The 2,674-nt window shown below is 31.8% G+C and carries 3 protein-coding genes; 1 reads left to right on the top strand and 2 read right to left on the bottom strand.

Features of this window, described 5'->3' with window-relative positions; translation table 11 throughout:
• Together ACTG3S_RS02805 and ACTG3S_RS02800 are read right to left on the bottom strand one after the other, a co-directional pair.
• Positions 1–752: ZIP family metal transporter (locus tag ACTG3S_RS02805; protein ID WP_439127856.1), on the bottom strand; the 752-nt coding region annotated here is incomplete at its 3' end.
• A complete protein-coding gene (locus ACTG3S_RS02800) occupies positions 749–1,405 on the bottom strand; it encodes a metal-dependent transcriptional regulator (RefSeq protein WP_439127855.1) in 657 nt (218 codons plus the stop codon). The genes ACTG3S_RS02805 and ACTG3S_RS02800, both read right to left, overlap by 4 nt.
• Before the next feature lie 110 nt (positions 1,406–1,515).
• On the opposite strand from ACTG3S_RS02800, the gene ACTG3S_RS02795 reads away from it, so the two are divergent.
• The coding region (locus ACTG3S_RS02795; RefSeq protein WP_439127854.1) for a TonB-dependent receptor at positions 1,516–2,674 on the top strand (1,159 nt) is incomplete at its 3' end.

Genomic DNA, 2,674 nt, shown 5'->3' with positions numbered 1-2,674 from the left:
TGGGTTTCTGGTATTACTTCTTCTACCACTACAAAAATCATTGCACCAGCTGCAAACGCTAATGCATAAGGTAAAATCGGTGTAAAAAATGATACTGCTAAAGCGCCTAAAACTGCTGCAACTGGTTCTACAATTGCAGATAACTGTCCGTACCAAAAACTTTTTAACCTACTAACTCCCTGTCTTCTTAGAGGCATTGCTACTGCAAAACCTTCTGGAAAATTCTGAATTCCAATACCGATTGCTAAAGAAATGGCAGCAATAATCATTTCTGTTTGCTCTACACCCACCAATGTAGAAGCTGCGCCAAATAAAACACCCACTGCTAAACCCTCTGGTATATTATGTAAGGTAATTGCCAAAACTAATAACGTAGATCGGTGTAATTCTGTCTTTACACCTTCTGCTTCACTTTTTTCGAAATTAATGTGTAAATGAGGTAAAATTTTATCCATTCCAAATAGAGATAAAGCCCCTAATGCGAAACCTATTGCAGCTGGTAAAACTTTTAAAAAACCTTCTCCAGGACTGTTTTCTATTGCAGGAGCTAACAAACTCCAAAAACTTGCAGCAACCATTACACCACCTGTAAAACCCAACATACCATCTAAAACAGCTCTGTTCATTTTTTTAAAGAAAAACACCAAAGCAGCACCTGCTGCTGTTAAACCCCAAGTAAAAAGTGAGGCATATAATGCCGCTAAAATAGGATGTTCTTTTCCGAACTCTACTAATTGATCAAATGTACTCATGATTTTTGAATATATAAATTGTTTGCAATTTTGTTAGAAATAGATAATTTTTTATTTTCTATTAAAATGGATAAAGAATTATCAAAATCTTCTTTCTCTAAAACTGTTATTTTTTTTCCTAAAGTGATGCCTTTTTTATCTAAAAACTGTAAAAATTCTGACGAAGAATCATCTACCCCAACACAGATACCACTTTCATTTTTTACTAAAGTTGATAGTAAACTTTTTTCGATGGTTTTTAAATTTCCATCTGAATCTGGTATTGGATCTCCATGAGGATCATGTGTTGGAAACCCTAAAAAACTATCTAACTGATTAATTAACTTAGCTGATTTAATATGTTCTAATTGTTCTGCAACATCATGCACTTCATCCCAAGAAAAATTTAATTTCTCTACTAAAAAAACTTCCCATAGCCGATGTTTTCTAACAATATTTGCAGCAGTTTTTGTACCAAAAATTGTTAAAGTTACTCCTTTATATTTTTTATAAATTAAAACTTTTTTTTCTGATAATTTTTTAATCATATCTGTAACAGAAGAAGCTTTTGTTTCTAATTGCTCTGCAATTGCATTGGTACTAATACCACCACTTGTAATTAATGCAAGGTGATAAATTGTTTTTAAATAATTCTCTTCAGAAAGTGTAAACATTATAAAAAATTATGATACAAAGATATACTTTTTATTTAAATGAAAACTTATTTTTAGACAAGTCTAAATTTTAATTTATATTTGCATAAAAATAAAATTATAATTAGTTAATGAAATTTCAATATTTATTAAGCATTCTTTTTATTTCTGTAGCAAGTTTCGGACAATCTTTATCTGGTAAAATAACCTCTACAAATGGCAACCCCATTCCTTTTGCATCTGTTTATATAAAAAATAGCACCATTGGAACTACTTCTAACATAAAAGGGATTTATCAACTAAAAAAACTTCCTAAAAAGGCAACTATAATTGTAAGTTATCAAGGTTATAGGAAAATTACGAAGACTATAAATTTTTTATCAACCGAAAAAAAAGTTTTAAACTTTACTTTAATTGAAGACCAATTAGGCTTAGAAGAAGTAGTAGTTACTGCTACAAGAAATAGAGTAGAAAGAAGAAAAACACCTGTGGTAGTTTCTACCATAAAACCAAGATTATTACAAGCTACACAATCACTATCTATGGCAGATGGTTTAAGTTATGCACCTGGTATTCGTGTAGAAACCAATTGCCAAAATTGTGGTTTTACCCAAGTGCGTTTAAATGGTTTGGGTGGTGGTTACACACAAGTTTTATTGAATAGCAGACCAGTGTTTACCTCTTTAATTGGTGTGTATGGTTTAGAGCAAATACCTACAAATATTATAGAACGAATAGAAGTGGTTAGAAGTGGCGGTTCTGCATTGTATGGTTCTAGTGCTATTGCAGGAACTGTAAATGTAATTACCAAAGACCCAATTTTAAATACGTGGGAAATTGGTTCAAACTTAGCTTTAATTGATGGCAATACCTCAGACAAAACATTAACGTTTAACAATTCTTTAGTAGCAGACGATTTAAATAGCGGAATTTCATTTTTTGGAAACTACAGAAAAAGGGATGCTTTTGATGCTAATGGAGATGGTTTTACAGAATTAGTGGCGTTAAAAAATACTACTGTAGGTGCAAACGCTTATATAAATCCCTCAGAAAAGAGTAAACTTTCTTTAAACTTAGCTTCTATTCAAGAATACAGAAGGGGAGGTAATAAGTTAGATTTAGCGCCGCAATTTACAGACATTACAGAAGAGCTTAACCATGATACGTTTATAGGTGGATTAGCCTATGAAGTCTACAGTAAAGATGATTCTGAAAAGTACCAAATATATACCTCTTTATCTCATACTGATAGAGAAAGTTATTATGGTGGTTTGGGTGGTGGTAACAGCA

The sequence above is a fragment of the Polaribacter sp. genome (assembly GCF_965656025.1).
Classification (GTDB): Bacteria; Bacteroidota; Bacteroidia; order Flavobacteriales; family Flavobacteriaceae; genus Polaribacter.
This window is presented reverse-complemented; position numbering and strand designations above follow the sequence as displayed.

Coding starts and splice junctions, on each gene's coding strand:
- ACTG3S_RS02800 (WP_439127855.1), bottom strand. CDS start 1,405: ATGTTTACACTTTCTGAAGAGAATTATTTAAAAACAATTTATCACCTT.